The sequence below is a fragment of the Nocardia sp. NPDC052566 genome, assembly GCF_044547285.1.
Classification (GTDB): domain Bacteria; phylum Actinomycetota; class Actinomycetes; order Mycobacteriales; family Mycobacteriaceae; genus Nocardia.
Window position 1 is genome coordinate 29,912 of sequence record NZ_JBIUAF010000002.1, and the last position, 20,638, is coordinate 50,549.

Genomic DNA, 20,638 nt, shown 5'->3' on the forward strand with positions numbered 1-20,638 from the left:
CGTTATGGCCTTGTGCAACACGAACGCGACGCTGGCGGCGGCACAGGCGACCCCGGAGGCGGTCGAGTACACCGAGATCCTGGAGGCCGAGGATCGGCCTTGGGTCACCGTGGTGTGGGACGACCCGGTCAACTTGATGCACTACGTCACATACATCTTCCAGAAGCTGTTCGGCTACAGCAAGGGGAAGGCGACGGAGCTGATGCTGAAGGTGCACAACGAGGGCAAGGCGGTGGTGTCGTCGGGCTCGCGCGACAAGATGGAACACGACGTGCAGCGACTACACGCCGCCGGACTGTGGGCGACCATGCAGCGGGACGACTGACCGGGACGACTACCGTAGCGTCGTGCGTAAGTGGAGCCGGAAGAACTCGCTGAGCGGCCTCAAGCTGCGGTCCGAGATGGACGCGCGTGAGGCGAGCGTGCTGCGGTCCCTGGTCGGCGCGGTCTCCGGACTGCTGACCGAGCGGGCGGGATCCGCCCCCGAAGACGATCTTGCCGCGCTGACCGGGTTACGTATGGGCAATACCGCCGCACCCGACGATCCCCGGCTGCGCAGGCTGCTGCCGGACTTCCATCGCAGCGAACCCGGTTCCCCCGATGCCGACCGCGCCGACCTCAACAGCGCGCTGCGCGGGCTGCACGAGCCCGAGATCATCGACGCCAAACTGGCCGCGGGCACGGTGGTGCTCAACACCGTCCCCGACGGCGGTGGGCGCATCATCATCACACCGGAACAGGCCGACGCCTGGTTGACCGCGCTCACCGACGTCCGTCTCGCCCTCGGCACGGTCCTCGGCATCGACGCCGACACCCCGGATCATCTGGATCAGGACGATCCGCGCGCACCGCACCTGGATGTCTATCACTGGCTCACCTGGATGCAGGACTCACTGCTACAGGCGCTCGCCCCGTAGTTCGTAGCAACGAAAATTGATGCCCGGCAACAACATTGGTACCGGATAGACCCTGGATGGGTGCCGACCTCCGTCAAGGCCGGCGGACGGTGGCATCGGTAGGCGCGCGGACGAGAATGGTCGCCCGCACGGGCGAGAACGGCTCAACCGCACTCGTGCGGCGACGAGACCGCTGCCATCGTGCACTGAATCTGGTAGCGGCACTGGGCAATCCGGAGCCGCGAACGAACGGTCAGGAGCTGACGCTGTGAACGCACAAGCCGGGAAACGCAATTCGCTGACCGATGTGACGGGTCTGCTGGTCGGCCACCATCACGCGCTCGATCCGCATGCGACCCTCGGCGCGGGCGCCGCCACCGGGTGCACCGTGGTGCGCGTGCCGGGCGGCGCGATCGCGGCGGTGGACGTGCGCGGCGGCGGACCGGGCACCAGGGAAACCGATCTGCTCGATCCGCGCAACACCGTGCGGCAGGCGCACGCGATTCTGCTCAGCGGCGGCAGCGCGTACGGGCTCGCCGCGGCGGACGGCGTGATGCGCTGGCTGGAGGAGTACGGCGAGGGCATTCCGATGGATCCCACCGACGCGAGCCGGGTGGTGCCCATCGTGCCGGGCGCGGTGATCTTCGATCTTCCGGTGGGGGAGTGGGGAATTCGGCCGACGGCGGAGTTCGGCTATCTGGCCGCGGAGTCGGCGGGCGCCGACTTCGAGCGCGGCTCGGTCGGGGCGGGCGTCGGTGCGCGTGCCGGTTCGATCAAGGGCGGAGTCGGAACGGCGAGCGTGGTGCTCGGCGCTGGCCCGGCCGCCGGTGTCACGGTGGCGGCACTGGTCGTCGCGAATCCGGTGGGTTCGGTCTTCGATCCGCGCACCGGCCTGCCGTGGGGCGCGGGCACCGACGGGCCCGAGTTCTTCGGCCTGCGGCAGCCGACCCCCGAGCAGATCGAGCGCGCGAACGCGTTGCCGGTCAAGAGCACCGTGCTCAATACGACGATCGGCGTCGTCGCCACCGACGCGCCGCTCGACCCGGCGGGCTGCCAGCGCATGGCGACCACCGCGCACGACGGGCTGGCCAGGGCGACCCGCCCCGCGCACTCACCGCTGGACGGCGACACCCTGTTCGCGCTCGCCACCGGCGCGGTCCGGCCGGTCTCCGGATTCCCCCTGCCGTCGGCCTTCCCCACCGACCTGCTCGTGCTGGACGCCGTCTGCACCGCCGCCGCGGTCTGCGTGGAACGCGCGATCGTGGACGCGATCCTGTCCGCCCGCCCGGTCGCCGGAATCCCCACCTACACAGAGCTCTTCACCCTTCCGCGCACCTCCTGATCTCCCGCACGCCGACTTGCCGCGCGACACGCCGGGCCCGACGCCAGAGGGTGTGCGGCGGGCGCTTGGTGGTACCGGGCGTCGGCGCCGGGGGAATAGCCGAATATCCTGGCTCGTTGTCGACTGCGATGGGTCGGCGACGAGCCGTGCCGAATTGCGGAAGGGTTTGACTCGTGCTGGTGATAAGGGCCGACCTGGTCGAGGCGATGGTGGCGCACGCCCGCGCCGATCACCCCGATGAGGCCTGTGGCGTCATCGCCGGGCCGGAGGGATCGGACCGCCCGGAGCGCTTCGTCGCCATGGTCAACGCCGAGCGCTCGCCCACCTTCTACCGCTTCGATTCCGGTGAGCAGCTGAAGGTGTGGCGCGCGATGGACGACGCCGACGAGACGCCGGTCGTCATCTACCACTCGCACACCGCCACCGAGGCGTACCCGAGCCGCACCGATGTGTCCTACGCGTCCGAGCCGTTCGCCCACTACGTGCTGATCTCCACCCGCGATCCGCAGCAGCATGAGCTGCGCAGCTATCGGATCGTGGACGGCGAGGTCACCGAGGAGCCGGTGCGGATCGTCGAAACCTACTCATGATGTTGCTGTGCCCGCCTTCCTTATCTCGTCAGCTGATCCGAGGAGTACCCATGTCGGTAACCGTGTCCATCCCGACCATCATGCGCGGCCTCACCGGAGGTGAGAAGCGGGTGCAGGCGCAGGGCGCGACGCTGTCCGCGCTGATCGATGACCTCGAGGCCAACCACCCCGGCCTGGCCGAGCGGCTGCTCAAGGACGGCAAGCTGAACCGCTACGTCAACATCTACGTCGACGACGAGGACGTGCGCTTCTCCGGCGGCCTCACCGCCGAGGTGCCCGAGGGCGCCAGCGTCACCATCCTGCCCGCCGTCGCGGGTGGCTAGGACCTTCCGGTGGCGCGCTACGAATCGCTGATCGCGACGCTCGGCAACACACCGCTGGTCGGATTGCGCACCCTGTCCCCGCGCTGGGACGGCGACAACCCGGTGCGGCTGTGGGCCAAGCTCGAAGACCGCAACCCGACCGGATCCATCAAGGACCGTCCCGCGCTGCGGATGATCGAACAGGCCGAGGCCGACGGACGGCTCTCGCCCGGCTGCACCATCCTCGAGCCGACCAGTGGCAACACCGGCATCTCGCTGGCCATGGCCGCGAAGCTCAAGGGCTACAAGCTGATCTGCGTCATGCCGGAGAACACCTCGGTGGAGCGACGGCAGCTGCTGACCATGTTCGGCGCCGAGATCATCGATTCCCCGGCCGCGGGCGGCTCCAATCAGGCTGTCGCGCTGGCCAAGCAGATCGCCGAGGAGCATCCGGACTGGGTGATGCTGTACCAGTACGGCAATCCGGCCAACGCGCTCGCGCACTACGAGACCACCGGCCCGGAGATCCTGGCCGATCTACCCGAGATCACACACTTCGTCGCCGGTCTCGGTACCACGGGAACGCTGATGGGCACCGGGCGCTACCTGCGCGAAAAGGTGCCTGGCATCGAGATCGTCGCGGCCGAGCCGCGCTACGGCGAACTCGTCTACGGCCTGCGCAATATCGATGAGGGCTTCATTCCCGAGCTCTACGACGAATCGGTGCTGACCTCCCGCTTCTCCGTCGGGCCGTACGACGCGGTCAAGCGGACCCGCGAATTGGTCTTGGAGGAGGGCATTTTCGCGGGCATCTCCACCGGTGCGATCCTGCACGCGGCGCTCGGCGTCGCGCGCAAATGCGTGAAGGCGGGCACGGCGGCCGATATCGCGTTCGTCGTCGCCGATGGCGGATGGAAATACCTGTCGACCGGCGCGTACGACGGCACGTTGGAAGAGGCCGAGGAGCGGTTGGACGGCCAGCTCTGGGCCTGAACCTCTGCTGAGCGGATACTTTTGGCGCCTACCAGCCGGATTCCGCTCCGACGAGTTGAAAAGTGTCTGCTGAGCCGGGTGGCTGCGGATACAACGAGCCGCCGCGCATACACGCACGGTCGCTGCGCATAGCCGCTCCGAGGTGCGCATAGCCGCCCTGAGGTGCGTATCGCTGAGGTGCGCATCGCCGCCCTTAGGCGCGTATCGGCCGCCTCAGGGGCACGTCGGTACCCTTGGTGGAGCGGGGCAGCGACCCGTCGTCGCACCCGCTCGACTAGGAGGTTGCGATGACCGGCGATGCGGGATCGGGTCAGTCGTTCGATCCTGATCGGCTCGCGGCGATCCGCGCGCGGCTCGGACAGCCAGTGGGGTCCCAGGTGCCTGACGCGCCGGGCCCCGCAGCGCCTAGTGTGCCCGGTCGTCCGGCGAATTCGAACCTCGGCGCGATCAAACAGCTGTGGGTACGCGCCGGCGTGCTGACCGCGGGCTTCGTCGCGCTGCTCTACGGCATCGAAGGCGTCGACACCCTCGACAATCATCGGCTCGATCAGGCGGGTATCGAACCGCGCGAGCTCGACGGCCTGTGGGGCGTCCTCTTCGCGCCGCTGCTGCACGCGAATTGGGCGCACCTGATGGGCAACACGCTGCCGGTGCTCGTCCTCGGCTTCCTCGCGCTGCTCGCGGGCATCGGCCGCGGTATCGCCGCGACCGCGATCATCTGGGTCATCGCGGGCCTGGGCACCTGGTTGACCGGCGGATCGGGCACCGTGCACCTCGGCGCGTCCGCGCTGGTGTTCGGCTGGTTGACGTTCCTGATCGTTCGCGGCTGGTTCACTCGCAATGTCGGCCAGATCCTGCTCGGCCTCGTCGTGCTCGCGCTCTACGGTTCGCTGCTGTGGGGTGTGCTGCCGGGTCAGCCCGGAATCTCTTGGCAGGGGCATCTTTTCGGGGCGGTGGGTGGAGTGGTTGCCGGCTGGGTACTCTCTGGAAATGATCGTGCGAGCCGCCGCGGCGCCAGAAACGGAGTTCCCGCACCGAATCGGTGAGCATTCCGAGCCGAGGGAAATGTGGGGGATCGTTTCTTGAGCGAGAATTCGTCGTGGCAGCATGGGGGAATGCGCCTTACCGTCCTCGGGTGCTCGGGCAGCGTGTCCGGCCCGGACTCGCCAGCGTCCGGCTACCTGCTGACCGGGCCGGATATGACGCCGGTGGTCATCGATTTCGGCCCCGGGGTGCTCGGCGCGCTGCAGCGCCACCTCGATCCCGGTGAGGTCGATATCTTCCTCACCCATCTGCACGCGGATCACTGCCTCGATCTGCCCGGCCTGCTGGTCTGGCGGCGCTATCACCCGACGCCGCCGGTCGGTAAGGCGATCGTGCGCGGCCCGTCGGATTCGCCGTTGCGCATCGGCAACGCCTCCGCCGAGGTCGGCGGGGAAACCGACGACTGGTCCGACGTGATCGACTTCCGGCGCTGGATCGAGGGCGAGCCGGTCGAATTCGGTCCCGGCCATACGATCACCGCGCGGCGGATGTTCCACCCGCCGGAGGCGTACGGGTTGCGCATCGTCACCGCGGAGGGCCGCGTCTTCGTCTATACCGGCGACACCGCCATGTGCGACACGGTCAACGAGCTAGCGCAGGGCGCCGATGTCCTGATGGCAGAGGCCTCCTGGACCCACGACCCGGCGAATCGCCCGCCCGGCATTCACCTTTCGGGCACCGAAGCGGGACAGATCGCCGCCGACGCGGGGGTCAAGGAACTTCTCCTCACCCACATCCCGCCGTGGACCTCCCGCGAAGACGTCATCGCCGAGGCGAAAGCTGTCTTCTCCGGCCCCGTCCACGCCGTCGCCCCGGGCGAGACGTTCGACATCTAGGCGTACCTCCGCATTCGCTCCGGCCATGCGCGAAGCGGACTCCGTCCGCTGCCTACCTCCGCATTCGCTCCGGCCGTGCGTGAGGTGGACTCCGTCCGCTGCCTACCTCCGCATTCGCTCCGGCCGTGCGTGAGGTGGACTCCGTCCGCTGCCTACCTCCGCATTCGGTGCGGCCGTGCGTGAGGTGGACTCCGTCCGCTGCGTACCTCCGCATTCGGTGCGGCCGTGCGTGAGGTGGACTCCGTCCGCTGCGTACCTCCGCATTCGGTGCGGCCGTGCGTGAGGTGGACTTCGTTCGCTGTGTACTTCCGTGTTCGGTGCGGCCGTGCGTGAGGTGGACTTCGTTCGCTGTGTACTTCCGTGTTCGCTGTGGCCGTGTGCGCAGCGGACTCCGTGTGCTGCGATCCAGCGGGCGGTTGGCAGACGGACGGGTCGGTGCGGTTACGCTGCTTGCGTGTCGAGACGAGCCGATGGCAGGGCGGACGATGAACTCCGCGAGGTACGGATCACCCGTGGATTCACCACGCATCCAGCCGGTTCGGTGCTGGTGGAGTTCGGTCAGACGCGGGTGATGTGCACCGCGAGCGTCACCGAGGGCGTGCCGCCGTGGCGCCGCGACTCCGGATTGGGCTGGCTGACCGCCGAATACGCGATGCTGCCCGCCGCGACGCACACCCGCAGCGGCCGCGAATCGGTGAAGGGCAAGGTCGGCGGCCGTACGCAGGAGATCAGCCGCCTGGTCGGCCGGTCGCTGCGCGCGTGCATCGACCTGGCGGCCATCGGCGAGAACACCATCGCGATCGACTGCGACGTGCTGCAGGCCGACGGCGGCACCCGCACCGCGGCCATCACCGGCGCCTACGTCGCGCTGTCGGATGCCGTCACCTACCTGGGCGCGGCGGGCGGACTGGCCGACCCGCAACCGATCTCGTGCGCGATCGCCGCGGTGAGCGTCGGCGTCGTCGACGGCCGGGTCCGCCTCGACCTGCCGTACGAAGAGGATTCACGCGCCGAGGTCGACATGAACGTGGTGGCCACCGACACCGGCACCCTGGTGGAGATCCAGGGCACCGGCGAGGGCGCCACCTTCCCGCGCTCCACCCTGGACAAGCTGCTCGATTCCGCGCTGGCCGGCTGTGAGCAGCTGTTCGCCGTGCAGAAGGAGGCGCTGGCGCTGCCGTATCCCGGTGTGCTGCCCGAGCCGTCCGAGTTCTCGAAGAAGAAGTGATGTCGCGCCGGGTACTGGTCGCGAGCCGCAACGCGAAGAAGCTGAACGAGCTGCGGCGCATCCTCGACGACGCGGGGATCGTCGGCATCGAGATCGTCGGCCTCGACGACGTGCCCGCCTACGACGAGGCGCCGGAGACCGGCGCGACGTTCGAGGAGAACGCGCTCGCCAAGGCCCGCGACGGCGCCACCGCTACCGGATTGCCTTGTGTCGCAGACGATTCCGGTATCGAGGTGGACGCACTCAACGGGATGCCCGGCGTCCTGTCGGCCCGCTGGTCCGGTAAGCACGGCGACGACGCGGCCAACAACGCGCTGCTGCTCGCCCAGCTCGGCGACGTCCCCGACGAGCGCCGCGGCGCCCAATTCGTCTCCACCTGCGCCCTCGTCGTGCCCGGCGGTGCGGAAACCGTTGTCCGCGGCGAATGGCCGGGCACGGTGGCCCGCGAACCGGTGGGCGACGGCGGCTTCGGCTACGACCCGCTGTTCGTCCCCACGGGCGGCGAGATCAGCGCGGCCCAGCTGACCCCGGCGCAGAAGGACGCGGTCTCCCACCGCGGCCGCGCGCTCACGCAGTTGTTGCCCGCGCTGGCCGCGCTGGCCGGCTGAACTCGCCGGGGCGGGTCTGAGCCCGACATTTTCGGCTGGCGCGTGGCAATTTCCGCCACCAATGGATGATTTGTGTCCACTCAGACCCACACGGCGCGCGCTCGAGCCGGCGGGCGACTGCGTTCAGTCGAGCCGACTGATTCGGTTCGGGTCTGCGCCGGCATTTTGTGCTGTCGCGTGGCGGATTTCGCCGCGTGTGGACGATTCATGTCCGCTCGGACCCGCGGTATCGCGCGGCGCGCGGTGCGTGCGTTGCCCCGTTCCCGCTGGTGACGGATTTATGGTTGGCGGATGCGATACGCCGTCTACCTCGATACGGTGCCGTCACCCAGCACGCCCGCGCTCGACGAATTGCAGCGGGTCGGTGCGACCATCGTGCTGACCGAGGCGTTCGACGAAATGGATCCGGTCACCATCGACGAGTACTGGCTCGGCGCGCACCCGGAGGGGGTGATCGTGAAGATCTGGGTTGACGTCGACACCCCGCAGCTGGCCGAGGCCGTGGCATTGGAGGCGACCGAGCGTGTTCTCCAGGCCGCGGAGCTCTTGCCCGGCTGGTCTGTCGCCGGGGTCAACTCCGAAGTGGCGCTCGGCTGACACCGTGCACAAGATCATCAGGAACTGACGTAACTGTTGTGCGAGACCCGAGTTACCTGAGTTCCTGATGATCGCGCTACCAGTAGCGCTGCGACGTGCTGCGGTCGGTGTGTCAGAGGTCGAAGTCGCGCTTGACCTTCTGCGCGTTCCAGTGCTCGACGAAGAACGACAGCAGCGGGATGGTGCCCGCGATCAGCGTGCCGACGGTGCGCCAGATCGACCAGCGCACCTTCACCGCGAGATCGGCGGTGACCAGCAGATACGCGAAGTACACCCAGCCGTGCACGACCGCGATCCAGCTCGGGGTGTGCACGTCGAAGCCGTACTTCGCGATGATCTCGACGGTGAGCAGCAGCAGCCACAGGCCGGTGGCCCAGGCGAGCACGCGGTAGCGCAGCAGCGCGCCGGGAAGTTTGCCGATGTTGGCGGCGCCTGGCCGCGGTGCCGCGCTCTCGGTCGGCGCGGCGGATTCGGTCGAGTTCTCGCTGGTGGTCAACCGGCGCTCCTCTGGGTGTCGTTGGCATGCAAACCGGCTCGGCGGACCTGGTCCTCGATGTCGGTGGCGTGCAGTTCGGCCAGGTATTTGTTGTATTCGGCGAGCACCGGATCGTCGTCCTTGGCCGCCTTCGGCCGCTCGGGCAGTAGCCCTTCCGGAATCTCGCGCGGCGCAACGGGTTTCGCCGAGCGCCTGATGCGTGGTGCGGCTTCGGGGCGCTCGGTATCCGCTTCGCCGTCCGCCTCGGTCTCCAGCCGCACGAACCGGAAGTACGCGAACACCGCGAACCCGGCGAACAGCGGCCATTGCAGCGCGTAACCCAGGTTCTGCCCGGTCCCGCTGGACGACTCGAACCGCTGCCACTGCCACCAGCCGAGCGCCAGACAGGCGAGGGTGGCCACAATTACCAGCACGATCAGGGCTGGTCGATTGTGTGCCGAGCGGCGGGGAGAGGCGGACACGCCTACCACGGTACCTGTTCTACTACACGGTACGTAGGGGCAGGTGGACGCTCGATCCCCGCCCGTGACGCGGGTCATGCACGACCCCGAGGGTGACGTCGGCGTTCGTGCGCACCGGGTCACCGTCGAGGCCGTGCGGGACGATCTCGTGGGGCGGTTGTCCGCCGCGGCTCAGAACTTGTAGGTGATACCGGTGAAGCGCTCGGACTCTTCCCAGAGCCGTCGCCACATGTCCTTGTTCTGCGAGAGCCTGCTCGACGGCGACGGCTCGACCGGGCCCTGGCTCTGCATGAATCTGGTTGGGCCCCAATAGATCTCCGGATCGGCGTCCGGCATGGTCGCGGCGAACAGCGTGGAGTGCGCCGCTTTGGCCGGCGGATGCCCGACCAGGCGGATCAGCGGCTTGCTGATCCGGTCGATCGGCGTCTCGGTCCTGGCGAACAGATCCGTCGCCGAGACGCCGGGGTGCACCGCGTAAGACCGTTTGGCGGAACCGGATTCGGCGAGGCGGCGCTGCAGTTCCCTGGCGAACATCAGGTTGGACAGCTTGGCCTGCGCGTAGGCCAGATTGCGCTGGTAGCGGCGGTTCTCGTAGTTGAGATCGTCGATCCACAGCTTCGGGGTCTGCTTGTGTGCGATGCTCGCCAGCGAGACCACCCGATCCCGAATCCGGTCCAGCAGTAGGCCGGTCAGGGCGAAGTGGCCGAGATGATTGACGCCGAACTGGGTTTCGAAGCCGTCCTTGGTGCGCGAGAACGGAATGTTCATCAGGCCGGCATTATTGATCAGCACGTCGAATTCGTCGCTCTTCTCGGCGAATTCGCGTACCGAGGCCAGGTCGGCCAGGTCGAGCGCGGCGACACGGACGTCGCCGGGGATCGCATCGGCCACCTCCTGCGCCTTGGCCGCGTTGCGGCAGGCCATGATGATGGTCGCGCCCTTGGCTGCCAGTACCTTGGTGGTCTCCGCACCCAAGCCGCCGTTCGCGCCGGTGATCACGAAGGTGCGCCCGGTCTGGTCCGGGATTTCAGTAGGTTTCCACGCCATGAGCCAACCTTACTCTGGAGTAAGTTCAGGGGGAAGGGTTGCGCGCGAACTGCCCGAAAATTGTCTCAGACAATTCTGTGCGCACGCCCTGATCCGTGTGGTGATCAGCGACCTGCGCCGATCGGCTGCTGGAAGGCCGCCGCCAGCGTGGTGCCGACGGTTTCGCCCCAGACCTGCCAGGTGTCGGGGTCGAGCATCATCGACCCTACGTCGGTGGTGGAGCACCCCGCCGCGACCGGTGCGCCCGCGAACCGGTCGCGCAACCACAGCAGTGCGCTCGGTGCGCCGATCGGATCGAGCGTCAGGTGCTCGCTGAAGTGGTCGCGGGTGTACTGGACGCGGGCGTTCGGGTCCTGGCAGTAGTAGTCGACCACCTTGTCGACCGGTCCGACCGGGATCAGCCAGTCCATATTCGCCTGGAACATGAACATCGGCATCTCCGGAACCTGCTGCCCCATCCGGGTTTTCGCCAGTACATCGGCGACGCCGGGATCGTTGAACGGGTCGGCGTCGAGCATGCCGAGGTTGTTGCCGAACGGGAACAGCGCCGACTGGTAGCTCGCGCACAGCTGGTCCTTGGCGAACAGCATGAAGCGGCCGAGCGGGTTCATGTGCCGGTTCAGGAAGTCGCGCAGCACCGGGTATTCGCGCGAAACGCCAAGTGCCCCAGCCATGATCAGCCCGGACGACAGGTTGCCGTTGGCCAGCTTCAGCGCGGCCTCCAGGTCGGCGGGGATGCCGCCCTCGGCGGCGCCGACCACGGTGAGTTCGGGTGCGTAGGTCCGCTTCAGTTCGGCGGCATGGCCGGTCGCGATCGCGCCGCCGGAGTAGCCCATCAGGCCGACCCTGGTCTGCGTGCCCGGCAGCTGCATCGGCGCGAAGTTCTCCGCGGCGCGGATGGCGTCCAGTGTGATCCGCCCCGCCAATGGTCCTGCGGCATAGGCGGAATCGGGCCCCTGGTGATCCGGTACGACAGCCGCCCAGCCCTGGGCCAGCGCCGCCTGCACCTCCAGGAACTGCGCCGCGACCAGTGTCGAGCCGGTGAGTGTCGCCGGAATCGAGCCGAGTTGCAGCTGGTAGGACGGCATGCGGTAGTTGCCGGTCGAATCCTCGGCGATCTGATACGAGAACAACGGCCGATCCGCTTGGTAGCCGCGGGGTTTGAGCACGGTGGCGACGGCGGGGATGGGTTCGCCCCTGGTATTGGTCGAGCGGAACGACAGCTGCCAGGCGTCGATGTTGACCGGGATCACCGACAGGTTCGCGATATTCACCTGGCGCGCGGCGATGAGCTGGCCCGGTTCGAGATTCACGAATTTCTCGGGGGCCGGGCGGTAGAACGCCGGATCGAAGCCGGGCGGCATCGGCGGGATGGGGAACGGCAGCACGGGCTGGACCGGCGGATCGTTCGGCGGATTGTCGGCCATGGCAGGACCGGTGAGCGCGACCGGCAGTACTGCGGCCAGTGCGGCGAAGGCGGTCAGCAGCCTCGTCGCCGGATTGCGGCGTGTCACCAATGTGAACCTCTTCGTTCGCGAGCCGACCGCGAAGTGAGCCCGTGCGGTTTCAGAATGTGGCGAGTATGCCCCAGCATGACCTCGATCACAAATTCCGCAGATAGAGACCTCGATCGCAGTGGCTGGTCAGTCGTCCTATCTCTCTCGGATACCGTGGTGTCGTGACGATTGTTGGCAGGCAGTACGGCGGGCGCGCCGTCGTGGAGCGCAAGGCCGAGCGCCGCCTCAGATTTCTCGAGGCAGCCACGCGGATCTTCGCCGAACGCGGCTACGCGGCCTGTTCGCTCGCCGACGTGTGTGCGGCGGCCGGGCTGTCCAAGCGCCAGTTCTACGAGGAATTCCAGACCAGGGAAGACGTACTCGTCGCCGCCTACGACCGGATTCAGGACGAGGCCGCCGCCGCGGTGTTCGCCGCGCTGACTACCCTCGACCCGCGCGCCGACCTGCACACCGGGATGAACGCCGTGGTGGGCGCCTTCCTCGGCTCAATGGGCGCCGACCCCTATCGCGCCAAGGTCGCCTTCATCGAGGTGGTCGGCGTGAGCGAGCGGATGGAGCGGCACCGCCGCGAACGCAGGCATCTGTGGGGGACGGTGCTCGAGTCCAGGGTGGTGCCCGCCATCGTGCACGGTGGTCGCGCCCGCGGGGAAAGCGGCTGGGCCGCAAGCGCGCTCATCGGCGCGATCAACGGGCTCAGCCAGGAGTGGTTGCTCGCCGAGCCGCGCCCGCCGGTGTCGGCGCTGGTCGATCTGCTCGTTCCGCTCGCGCTGTCGTTGATCGAAACACCGTAACTATGTGAGCATCCCCGCCAAAGCCGCTGTGTGCTTCGGCATCCTGAGCTTGCCCATGGCCTTGGCCTCCACCTGCCTTACCCGCTCGCGGGAGACGCCGAGCGCGGTGCCGACCTGCTCCAGCGTCCGCGCCTCACCGCGATCGAGGCCGAAGCGCAGCAGGATCACCTCCGACTCGCGCGGCGTCAGGCCCGCGAGTACCCGGTCCAGACTGCCCCGCAGCATGCGCCGCGCGACCTGGTCGGCGGGGTCCGGTGTCTCGTCGGCGATCAGCCCGCCGAGTTCGGCCTCGTCGTCGCCGATCGGGGTGTGCAGTGAAATCGGTTCGCGCGCATGGCCCAACACCTCCCGTACCTGATCGGCGGTCAGCGCCAGTTCGGCCGCCACCTCGTCCGCCGTCGCCGCGCGGCCGAGTCGCTGATCGAGCGTGCGCTGGGTGCGGGTCACCCGGTTGAGCACCTCGACCACATGCACCGGAATGCGGATGGTGCGGCCCTGATCGGCCATCGCGCGGCCGATGGCCTGGCGAATCCACCAGGTGGCGTAGGTGGACAGTTTCAGCCCGCGCCGGTGATCGAACTTCTCGATGGCGCGGATCAGGCCGAAGGTGCCCTCCTGGATCAGGTCGAGCAGTGACATACCCGCCGACGGGGGATAGCGCTTGGCGATGGACACCACGAGGCGCAGGTTGGCCCGCACCATGTGGTCCTTGGCGCGCAGCCCGTCGGCGGCGGTGCGCCGCAACTCGCGCCGTCGCGCGGGCGTGAGTTCGGCACCCGCGCTGTCGTCCAACTGCTGCTGAGCGAGCACACCGGCCTCGATGCGTTGCGCGAGAACGACTTCGTCGGTCGCGGTGAGCAGCGCGGTCCGGCCGATCTGACGCAGGTAGTCCTTGATCGGATCCTCGCTGACGATGCCGTTGGCGGTGGCGGGGCGTCGGGTGGTGGTGCAGACGTTGGTCAAGGTGTGTCCTTTCGTCGAGCGAGGAGAGGGAATCGGTCCGCCGACCGGGTTGTCGGCGGACCGATTCAGTGCGCCCGGGTGACGGGGCATCCGCGATCCGGATTCGCTGCGGCGCATCGAGATCCGCAGTGGCAACCGGGCTGCGTTGCGACAACCGGGCGGCGTTGCGACAACTGGGCTGCGTTGCCGCGACCGGGCTGCGTTGCCGCGACCGGGCTGTGCTGCCGCGACCGGGCTGTGCTGTGGTGACCGGGCTGTGCTGTGGTGACCGGGCTGTGCTGTGGTGACCGGGCTGTGCTGCGGTGACCGGGCTGCGTTGCGGTGACCGGGCTGCGTTGCGGTGACCGGGCTGTGCTGCGGTGACCGGGCTGTGCTGCGGTGACCGGGCTGTGCTGCGGTGACCGGGCTGCGTTGCGGTGACCGGGCTGCGTTGCAGTGACCGGGCTGCGTTGCAGTGACCGGGCTGTGCTGCCGCGACCGGGCTGCGTTGCCGCGATCGAGATGCTGCGGAACCGGTAGCGGACGTGCTGCCGTCACTCCGGCGGAGCGATCAGCGGCCCTTGGTGCGCATCGGGCGGCGTGTGGCTGCCCGATAGCTCTGTGCCACTGGAGTGTTCGACTGCCGCTGGCGGCGGGTGAATCCGGTGCTCGGATCCGCGGGCCGCTTCGGTTCGCGCGGTGTGATGTTCATCGACGGCGGCGTGATTCGCCCTGTGCCGTCGAGGATTTCGCGAATGGCGGCGTCGAACTTGTTCTGCTGCACGGTGTACTTGGCCATGGTGGCTGCTCCCTGTCGGTGGTGCTGGCTGGTGCTCGTGGTCGGGGCGGCGATGTCAGGGCCATGGGGCATGCGGTGGGTTCTCCTTCGTTCGGTGTCGGCCTAGCGGCGACGAAGACAAAGTTAGATCAGACCTAAAAATATGTCAAGCATAAATTTGTGACGAGATCAGGTATGGTTGCCGGAATGAGCACGCCGAGCGCGGAAACGCAGGGCCTCCGAGCCAGGAAGAAGCAGCAGACCAGGGAGAACATCTCCCATCAGGCCACGTTGCTCTTCCTGGAGCGCGGATTCGACAAGGTGACGATCGCGGAGGTCGCCACGGCTGCCGAGGTCGCCAAGATGACCGTCACCAACTACTTCCCGCGCAAGGAAGACCTCGCGCTCGATCTGGGGGAGGTCTTCGTCGAGCAGCTGGCCGCGACGGTGCGCGAGCGGGAGCCGGGCGAGTCCGCACTGGCCGCGCTGCGGCGGGCTTATGCGGCGGCGGTGGCCGAGCAGAGTCCGGTCGTCGGGTTCTCCGGTCCGGAATTCGCGCGGATGATCGCCGACAGTCCGGCCCTGCTGGCCAGGATTCGTGAATTCCACGAGGAGCGGGAGGCGGCGCTTGCGCGGGTACTCGCCACGGAAACCGGCGCCGCGCCAGGCGATATCGTGCCGCGGGTGGCGGCCGCGCAGCTGGGTGGCGTGCATCGGGTGCTGTTCGAGGAGACCATGCGCCGCACGCTCGCCGGTGAGTCCAACGACGCTATCGCCCGCGCGCTGGCCGGGTATGTCACGGACGCCTTCGATGCGCTCGATCCGTCGCTCGGGAGCTATGCCGCTCGGCCCCGCTGACCATTATGCGTACGGTCGTCCAGTTGTGACCGGACCGACCGCGGCGGGGTGAACGTGGGGCAATCGACCATCGTCCCGAGTGTCGCTGGCGGGTGAAGTTGCTGGTCGCGTCCCATACTGGGGCGATGACGGGTGCAGTCGCTGTAGCCGAGAAGTCCGCCGAACCCATTAGCAGCGCCCGCGCCAATATCGTGTTCGCCACGATTGCGCTGGGCATGCTGATGGCCGCGCTGGACCAGACCATCGTGTCCACGGCCTTGCCGACGATCGTCGCCGATCTCGGCGGAGCGGGGCATATGGCCTGGGTGGTCACCTCGTATCTGCTCGCCGAGGCGGTGGCGACAGCGTTGGCGGGCAAGCTCGGCGACCTGTTCGGCCGCAAGCTGATCTTCCAGCTCAGCGGGCTGATCTTCATCGCGGGTTCGATGCTCGCCGGTCTGGCGAACGGGATGACGCTGCTCGTCGTCGCCCGCGGCATCCAGGGCTTCGGCGGTGGCGGCCTGATGGTCACCTCGATGGCGCTGATCGCCGACACCATCCCGCTGCGGCAGCGCGGTAAATATCAGGGCGCGCTAGGCGCCGTCTTCGGCGTCACCACCGTGATCGGGCCGACGATCGGCGGGTTGTTCACCGATCACGCGAGCTGGCGCTGGTGCTTCTATGTCAACGTGCCGGTCGCGATCATCATGATCGCGATGGCCGCCAAAACCATTCCGCGGGTGCGGGCCGTGGTCAAGCCGATCATCGACTATCTCGGCATCGGGCTCATCGCGGCGGGCACGTCCTGCCTGATCCTCGGGCTCGAATGGGGCGGACAGGAATACCCGTGGGGCTCGTCGATGATCCTCGGGCTCTTCGCCGCGGCGGTGGTGTTGATCGGCACCTTCGTCGCGGTGGAACTGCGGGCGAAAGAACCGATGCTGCCGATGGGGCTGTTCCGCAGCCGGGTGTTCACCGTCTGCTCGATCCTCAGCTTCATCGTCGGCTTCGCCATGCTCGGCTCGATGACCTACCTGCCCGCGTATCTGCAATACGTGAACGGGGTTTCGGCGACCATGTCCGGCGTGCGCACGCTGCCGCTGGTGGTCGGGCTGTTCGTCACCTCGATCCTGTCCGGCCAGGTGGTCGCCAGAACCGGTCACTACAAGTACTTTCCGATCGCGGGCACGCTGGTGATGGCGCTCGGGCTGTACCTGATGTCGACGATGGGGCGCACCACCGGCGTCTGGCAGGAATCGCTGTACATGCTGATACTCGGGCTCGGCATCGGCCTGACCATGCAGGTGCTCACCATCGTGGTGCAGAACACGGTGCCGTATGCCCAATTGGGTACGGCCACTTCGGGTGTCACCTTCTTCCGTACGCTCGGCAGCACATTCGGCACGGCGATCTTCGGCACGCTCTACAGCAACGAGATCGGGCCCAACCTGCGCGAGGCGCTACTGAAGGTGCGGGTGGTTCCACCCGATGTCGCGGCGAATCCGCAGCTGCTGCAGAAACTTCCGCAGGAGCAGGCGGCGCCGATCATCGATGCCTACGCCGCATCCCTCGATCACGTGTTCCGCTGGGTGGTTCCGGTGGCGCTGCTCGGGTTCGTGGTGGCGTGGTTCCTGAAGGAGGTCCCGCTGCGCGACAGCGCCAGGGCGGGCGCGAGCGATGTGGGCGAAGGCTTTTCGATGCCGGATTCGCCGGACCGGGTGGTGGTGCTGGAGCGCGCGGTCTCGGCGGCCATCCGAAAAGCGCAGGCGGAGCGGCCGATCGCGCCGCAGATCCTCGCCGACGCGGGTACCGGGCTGAGCAGGGGGCAGGCGTGGGCGGTGGGGCAGGTGTACCTGCACAACAAGATTCGTGGCGCCGCGACGCTGGATGCGATCGCGCACGTACACCGCTTACCCGCCGAGGTGATCGCACCGGTCTACGACGAGGTGCTACGCGATGGCTATGTGGTGCGCGAGGGGGATCGGTTGCGGCTCACCGACTCCGGTAGCGCCGAGATCGATCGGGTGCACGCCGCGTGGCGGCGCTGGCTGAACAGCAGGCTCGACGGCTGGGACGACCGGGATCCCGCGGACCGCGCGCTGCTCGATCAGGCGCTGGACAATATCGCCGCCAAGCTGCTCGAGGAGGACGCTCAGCTGCAGGAGGCCGGCCGCTCCTGACCCTTGCGCCACTAATACTCGTAGACGTATATTCGTAGACGAGTAAGGAGGTGTGATGGCCACGAAACGCAAGGTGAACAACCTGCTGGCCTTGGCGGTGCTGTCCGTCATCGTCGAGCGGCCGATGCACCGCTACGAGATCGCGACCGCCCTGAAGGACCGCGGCAAGGACCGCGACATGGATATCAAGTGGGGCTCGCTCTACACCGTTGTGCAGAACATGGCGAAGGCGAACTTCCTCGAGATCATCGGCAGTGAGCGCGACGGCGCGCGACCGGAACGCACGATCTATCGGATCACCGATGCCGGGCGCGCCGAACTCCTCGACTGGACAAGGGAATTGATCGCCGTTCCCGAGTCGGAGCACCACCGGTTCGTCGCCGGACTTTCCATTCTCGGCGTCATCCCGCCGGACGAGGTCATCGAATTGCTCGGCAAGCGCGTCGAGGCGCTGCGGCACAGCATCGAGGCGGTGCACCGGGAGCTCGCCGATATCGCCGAGTCCGGGCTGCCGAGGCTGTTCATCATCGAGACCGAATACGGGATGGCAATGCTGGAAGCCGAAATGGCGTGGGCGAATTCGCTGCGCGCCGAACTGGTCGACGGCACGTTCCCGATGCTGGACGAGTGGCGGCGCTTCCATGCCGACCACCTGTCACCGTCGGAGGTCACCGCGCTCGTGGAGAGGGGGATGGTGGAAAAGCGCAGTTCCTGACTCTTCGAGACCGGGCGCGGCGGGGTGCGGCAACACCGCCGCCGAGCCCGGGAAACCGTCTCGAACCGTGCCCGCGTACGCGCACCCGGCTACAAGGCTGGCAACCACAGGATAACTGGGGCGACGGCGTGCGGGGCGGTTCGGGTTCACCGAATACACCCTTTTGGAGATACCCCATGTCCACATCAGCTCTCGTCATCGGCGGCGGCATCGCCGGACCCGTCGTCGCCACCGCACTGCACAAGGCGGGCATCGACGCCCGCGTCTACGAGGCCTATCCCGGCCCGTCCTACCACATCGGCAGCGGGCTCGCGCTCGCACCGAACGGTATTGCGGCCCTTGACATCATCGGCGCGGGCGACCCCGTCCGGGCGATCGCGTTCACCGTGTCCAAGCAGCGGCTCTCGGTCGGCGGCAAGTTTCACGACGTGCCGATCCTGCCCGGGATGGAGTTGCAACTGGTCGACCGCGGCGAACTGCACCGGGTGCTGCACGACCACGCGGTCGCCTCGGGTGTGCCCTTCGAGTACAACAAGCGGCTGGTCGGCGTCGACGAGTCGGCCTCGGGCATCACCGCACGGTTCGCCGACGGCAGTACGGCCACCGCGGACATGCTCGTCGGCGCCGACGGCATCCGGTCGACCGTGCGCGACCTGATCGATCCCAACGCGCCGGGACCGGACTACACCGGCATGCTCGGCTTCGGCGCGGCCACCGAGTGCGCTGCCGAGATCGAGCCGGACAGTATGACTTTCGCGTTCGGCAAACGTGCCTACTACCTGTACGGGCCGGACGGCACGGGCAAGGTCCTCTGGGGCGCCAATCTGCCGCACAAGGAGTACCTGTCGCTCACCGAAGCGCGGGCGATTCCGGCCGCGCACTGGCTGGGGATCCTGCGCGAGGTCTACGGCGAAGACACCCCCGGCGGTGAGTTGGCCCGCAACACCACCGAGGATCAGCTGGAGGTCACCGGTGCGCTGCACATCATGCCGCCGGTACCGCACTGGTACCGCGACCGCATGGTGCTGGTCGGTGATTCGGTCCACGCACCGTCCAACAGCTCAGGTCAGGGCGCGTCGATGGCCATCGAAAGCGCGATCCAACTGGCCCGTTGCGTGCGCGACCTGCCCGACCTGGCCACTGCCTTCGCGGCCTACGAACAATTGCGCAGGCCGCGAGTCGAGGGCATCACCGCCAAGGCCGCCAAGATAAACCGCAGCAAAACCCCGGGCCCGGTAGCCCGCAAGGCGATGAACCTGCTCATGCCCCTGATGCTCAAAACGGTCATGAACCCAGAAAAACGCACCCCCGAATACCGCTACCGCATCAACTGGAACGCCCCCGTCCAACAAGACCTCACCCCCGCCTGACCCAGTTCCGCCGAGCGCAGTCAAATGGCCGTCCGACACGCCGAGTAGAGGAGCCATCTGACTGCGCTCGACGGGGGATCGGTATTGGGGGAGTAATAGGGTGAGTGGGTGAGTAATCGAGATTCGGATGGGTTGGATCTGAATCAGCTGCGGACGTTTCTGGCGGTGCACCGGGCGGGATCGATTACGGCGGCGGCGCGGTTGATCGGGTTGTCGCAGCCGACGGTGACCACGCAGTTGCAGGCGTTGGAGAAGCGGCTGGGGTATCGGCTGTTCGAGCGGCTGCCGCGCGGTGTCGCGCCGACGGCCGCGGCCGATGAGCTGGCCGTGCGGGTGGCGGCGCCGTTGGATGAGCTCGATGTGGTCGCGGGCCGGGATATCGATGTCGCGCCGGTCGAGCAGCCGCCGGTGCGGCTCGGTGGTCCCGCGGAAATGCTTGCGGTGCAGGCGCTTCCGGCGCTGGCACCGCTGGTGTCGCGCGGTGTGCGGCTCAGCGTGACGGCGGGCCTGTCCGAGGAACTGCTCGCCGGATTGCGCGCCGGGCAGTTCGATCTGGTGGTGTCGACGGTGCGTCCGCGTGGGCGCAGTGTGCTCGCCGAACCGCTCACCGACGAGGAGTTCGTCCTGGTCGCGGCACCCGTGCTGGCCGAACGCGTGGATACCGAGCGGCTGCGCGCCGAGGGCCCCTCGATCCTGGCCGGGATGCCCCTGGTGAGTTACGCCGCGGACCTGCCGATCCTGCGCCGATACTGGCGTCACGTATTCGGCGTACGCCTCTCGGCCGAGGCCGCGGTGGTCGTACCCGACCTGCGCGCGGTGCTCGCGCTGGTGGCCGCGGGCGCGGGCATCAGTGTGCTCCCGCGCTATCTCTGTGCGCCTGAACTACTTTCAGGTGACCTGGTGACTTTGCTCGAGCCCGACGACCCGCCGATCAACACCGGCTTCCTCGTCCGGCGCCCCGGAAACCCGATCCGCCCACACGTCCAACTCGTCGCGGATCGCCTGGCCGGCGCAGCCCGTGCTTGGTGAACGAGCTGTCCGTAGCCGGACTCGGCGGTGCGGCGCGGA

The 20,638-nt window shown here is 67.9% G+C and carries 23 protein-coding genes; 17 read left to right on the forward strand and 6 right to left on the reverse strand.

The window, feature by feature from the left end; translation table 11 throughout:
* Positions 1-4: 4 nt before the first annotated feature.
* The 11 genes from clpS to ACIG5A_RS07550 all read left to right on the forward strand — a co-directional run bounded on the left by clpS (position 5) and on the right by ACIG5A_RS07550 (position 8,436).
* Complete coding sequence (gene clpS / locus ACIG5A_RS07500) at positions 5-325, forward strand: ATP-dependent Clp protease adapter ClpS (RefSeq protein ID WP_397238923.1); 321 nt, start codon at positions 5-7, stop codon at positions 323-325.
* 22 nt (positions 326-347) lie between these two features.
* Positions 348-917, forward strand: coding sequence for a DUF2017 domain-containing protein (locus tag ACIG5A_RS07505; protein WP_397238925.1), 570 nt, complete (start codon positions 348-350; stop codon positions 915-917).
* A gap of 247 nt (positions 918-1,164) precedes the next feature.
* On the forward strand, positions 1,165-2,238 hold the full coding sequence (locus ACIG5A_RS07510; protein ID WP_397238927.1) for a P1 family peptidase: 1,074 nt from the start codon (positions 1,165-1,167) through the stop codon (positions 2,236-2,238).
* 173 nt (positions 2,239-2,411) lie between these two features.
* Positions 2,412-2,828, forward strand: coding sequence for a Mov34/MPN/PAD-1 family protein (locus ACIG5A_RS07515; protein ID WP_397238929.1), 417 nt, complete (start codon positions 2,412-2,414; stop codon positions 2,826-2,828).
* Between the two features lie 50 nt (positions 2,829-2,878).
* Entirely contained in the window at positions 2,879-3,151 is a 273-nt protein-coding gene (locus tag ACIG5A_RS07520; protein ID WP_397238931.1) for a MoaD/ThiS family protein, read from the forward strand.
* A 9-nt stretch (positions 3,152-3,160) separates the two neighbouring features.
* Positions 3,161-4,123, forward strand: a complete 963-nt coding sequence (locus tag ACIG5A_RS07525) for a PLP-dependent cysteine synthase family protein (protein ID WP_397238933.1) — start codon at positions 3,161-3,163, stop codon at positions 4,121-4,123.
* A 287-nt stretch (positions 4,124-4,410) separates the two neighbouring features.
* The gene (locus ACIG5A_RS07530; RefSeq protein WP_397238935.1) at positions 4,411-5,169 is read left to right on the forward strand and encodes a rhomboid family intramembrane serine protease; all 759 of its coding nucleotides are present in this window, start codon (positions 4,411-4,413) and stop codon (positions 5,167-5,169) included.
* A 69-nt stretch (positions 5,170-5,238) separates the two neighbouring features.
* Positions 5,239-6,003, forward strand: a complete 765-nt coding sequence (locus tag ACIG5A_RS07535; protein WP_397238937.1) for a cyclic nucleotide-degrading phosphodiesterase — start codon at positions 5,239-5,241, stop codon at positions 6,001-6,003.
* Between the two features lie 454 nt (positions 6,004-6,457).
* Positions 6,458-7,231 (forward strand): ribonuclease PH, encoded by a 774-nt coding sequence (rph, locus tag ACIG5A_RS07540; RefSeq protein WP_397238939.1) that lies wholly within the window; start codon positions 6,458-6,460, stop codon positions 7,229-7,231.
* Entirely contained in the window at positions 7,231-7,839 is a 609-nt protein-coding gene (gene rdgB / locus ACIG5A_RS07545) for an RdgB/HAM1 family non-canonical purine NTP pyrophosphatase (RefSeq protein ID WP_397238941.1), read from the forward strand. The genes rph and rdgB overlap by 1 nt, the downstream gene beginning before the upstream one ends.
* 291 nt (positions 7,840-8,130) lie before the next feature.
* Positions 8,131-8,436: a hypothetical protein gene (locus tag ACIG5A_RS07550; protein WP_397238943.1), complete on the forward strand. Its 306-nt coding sequence runs from the start codon at positions 8,131-8,133 to the stop codon at positions 8,434-8,436.
* A gap of 112 nt (positions 8,437-8,548) precedes the next feature.
* Here the strand turns inward: ACIG5A_RS07550 and ACIG5A_RS07555 are convergent, their stop codons facing one another.
* The 4 genes from ACIG5A_RS07555 to ACIG5A_RS07570 all read right to left on the reverse strand — a co-directional run bounded on the left by ACIG5A_RS07555 (position 8,549) and on the right by ACIG5A_RS07570 (position 11,957).
* Positions 8,549-8,857, reverse strand: a complete 309-nt coding sequence (locus ACIG5A_RS07555) for a DUF3817 domain-containing protein (protein WP_397240569.1) — start codon at positions 8,855-8,857, stop codon at positions 8,549-8,551.
* Positions 8,858-8,928: 71 nt separating this feature from the next.
* Positions 8,929-9,393: a transcriptional regulator gene (locus tag ACIG5A_RS07560; protein WP_397238945.1), complete on the reverse strand. Its 465-nt coding sequence runs from the start codon at positions 9,391-9,393 to the stop codon at positions 8,929-8,931.
* A gap of 171 nt (positions 9,394-9,564) precedes the next feature.
* On the reverse strand, positions 9,565-10,440 hold the full coding sequence (locus tag ACIG5A_RS07565; protein WP_397238947.1) for an oxidoreductase: 876 nt from the start codon (positions 10,438-10,440) through the stop codon (positions 9,565-9,567).
* A gap of 104 nt (positions 10,441-10,544) precedes the next feature.
* Complete coding sequence (locus ACIG5A_RS07570) at positions 10,545-11,957, reverse strand: lipase family protein (protein WP_397238949.1); 1,413 nt, start codon at positions 11,955-11,957, stop codon at positions 10,545-10,547.
* A gap of 161 nt (positions 11,958-12,118) precedes the next feature.
* Between ACIG5A_RS07570 and ACIG5A_RS07575 the strand changes: the two genes are divergently transcribed.
* Entirely contained in the window at positions 12,119-12,748 is a 630-nt protein-coding gene (locus ACIG5A_RS07575) for a TetR/AcrR family transcriptional regulator (RefSeq protein ID WP_397238951.1), read from the forward strand.
* On the opposite strand, the gene ACIG5A_RS07580 is transcribed toward ACIG5A_RS07575, so the two are convergent.
* Together ACIG5A_RS07580 and ACIG5A_RS07585 are read right to left on the reverse strand one after the other, a co-directional pair.
* A complete protein-coding gene (locus ACIG5A_RS07580; RefSeq protein ID WP_397238953.1) occupies positions 12,749-13,711 on the reverse strand; it encodes a sigma-70 family RNA polymerase sigma factor in 963 nt (320 codons plus the stop codon).
* A gap of 550 nt (positions 13,712-14,261) precedes the next feature.
* The gene (locus ACIG5A_RS07585; protein WP_397238955.1) at positions 14,262-14,489 is read right to left on the reverse strand and encodes a hypothetical protein; all 228 of its coding nucleotides are present in this window, start codon (positions 14,487-14,489) and stop codon (positions 14,262-14,264) included.
* 186 nt (positions 14,490-14,675) lie between these two features.
* Here ACIG5A_RS07585 and ACIG5A_RS07590 point away from each other — a divergent pair, with 186 nt between their 5' ends.
* The 5 genes from ACIG5A_RS07590 to ACIG5A_RS07610 all read left to right on the forward strand — a co-directional run bounded on the left by ACIG5A_RS07590 (position 14,676) and on the right by ACIG5A_RS07610 (position 20,599).
* The gene (locus ACIG5A_RS07590) at positions 14,676-15,326 is read left to right on the forward strand and encodes a TetR/AcrR family transcriptional regulator (protein ID WP_397238957.1); all 651 of its coding nucleotides are present in this window, start codon (positions 14,676-14,678) and stop codon (positions 15,324-15,326) included.
* Between the two features lie 125 nt (positions 15,327-15,451).
* On the forward strand, positions 15,452-17,485 hold the full coding sequence (locus ACIG5A_RS07595) for a DHA2 family efflux MFS transporter permease subunit (RefSeq protein ID WP_397238959.1): 2,034 nt from the start codon (positions 15,452-15,454) through the stop codon (positions 17,483-17,485).
* A gap of 55 nt (positions 17,486-17,540) precedes the next feature.
* Complete coding sequence (locus tag ACIG5A_RS07600) at positions 17,541-18,200, forward strand: PadR family transcriptional regulator (RefSeq protein WP_397238961.1); 660 nt, start codon at positions 17,541-17,543, stop codon at positions 18,198-18,200.
* Between the two features lie 176 nt (positions 18,201-18,376).
* Positions 18,377-19,570, forward strand: a complete 1,194-nt coding sequence (locus ACIG5A_RS07605) for an FAD-dependent oxidoreductase (RefSeq protein WP_397238963.1) — start codon at positions 18,377-18,379, stop codon at positions 19,568-19,570.
* Between the two features lie 108 nt (positions 19,571-19,678).
* The gene (locus ACIG5A_RS07610) at positions 19,679-20,599 is read left to right on the forward strand and encodes a LysR family transcriptional regulator (protein ID WP_397238965.1); all 921 of its coding nucleotides are present in this window, start codon (positions 19,679-19,681) and stop codon (positions 20,597-20,599) included.
* The last annotated feature ends 39 nt before the right edge of the window (positions 20,600-20,638 follow it).